This is a genomic window from Arthrobacter sp. Y3223164, from assembly GCF_059091005.1.
On sequence record NZ_JBNHGF010000585.1, the window covers coordinates 1 to 1,272 of the forward strand.

Annotated in this window: 1 protein-coding gene; it reads right to left on the minus strand. The window is 72.1% G+C overall.

The window, feature by feature from the left end:
- A partial coding sequence (locus AC5RUJ_RS16600) for a DEAD/DEAH box helicase (RefSeq protein WP_494156285.1) occupies positions 1–1,272 on the minus strand: 1,272 nt, incomplete at both ends.

Consider the following 1,272-nt stretch of genomic DNA (forward strand, 5'->3'; position numbering starts at 1 on the left):
GCTGGCCGCCAGCATGGCGAGCACGGCGGCCGCATCCGCCGCCTCTTCCGGACGGGTCGAGGCTTGCTGGGCGGCCTGCCGGAGTTCCGCTGCCAAGGCACGCACGGTTCGCGGGCGGAGGACTTCGGTCGCCGGACGGGGGGTTTCCGGATCCAGCCAGGGCTCAACCAGATCGAGGAACTGGGACGGCTGGGCGTCTTCGGACTGCACCGCCGTGCAGATCAGCCGGCGTTCGGCGCGCGAAATGGCCGTGGAGAAACTGCGCAATTCGTCGTACCGGATTTCCCGCAGCCGGGTCACCGCGTCGATCCGCCGGGCCTCCTCGACGCCGCGCTCCAAAACCTCCACGAACTCCGTGCTGCCCAGCAGTTCGCCACGCAGCCTGGTGTTCGGCCACACCCCCTCCTGGACGCCCGCCACGATGACCAGCGGCCAGCCCCGGCCCGCCGCCGAGGCGGGCGTGAGCAGTTCCACGGCTTCCCGCACCTGGGCGCGCGGCGCGAGGTTGTCCATCGGCAGTTCCTGGTTCAACAGGTATTCCAGGAACTGCCGCGGGCTCGAGCCGGGGAGTTGGTCCACATACCGCTCGGCGGTCTGGAACAGCGCCATCATGGCGTCGAGGTCCCGGTCGGCCCGCACGCCGACCGGGCCGCCTTGCAGTGCCTGTGCCGCCCAGCGATCGGAGAGCCCGGTGGCGGACCACAGTGCCCACAGCACCGTCTCGGCGTTGGCCCCCGGCTCGGCCGCCGCGTCCCGACCGGCCTTGAGCATCCGCGCGATCCTCCTGGCGGATCCGCCTTCCCTTCCGAGCGTGCCGAGGAACACGGGGTCGCCGATCGCTTCCACGAGCAGGGAATCGCTGGACCGGCCCCCGCCGCCGAGCAGCTCTTCGCGCCTCAGTGCCTGGCGCAGGCGGCGCAGGTCGATCGCCGTCGCGCCGCCGATCCTGGAGGTCAGGAGGGCGACGGCAGCGTCGGGGGTGAGTAGTTCCGGCTCCAGGGCCACGGCCAACGCGTCCAGCAGCGGCCGGACCGCGGCCTCGTCGCGCACCGCGCTTTCGGCAACCGGGACCTTGACCGCGATGTCCTGGCCGGTGAGGTAGCGGGCGAGGGCCGAGAGCTGGCCGCCGGTGCGGACGATCACGGCCATCTCGCTGAGCCGGTAGCCCTCGAACAGCCTGGCTTCCAGGATCCGCTGCGCCACATAGCGGTGCTCGTGGACCGGCGACGCGACCACGTGCGAACTGGCGGCGGGCGCGTCGTTCCGGTCCGC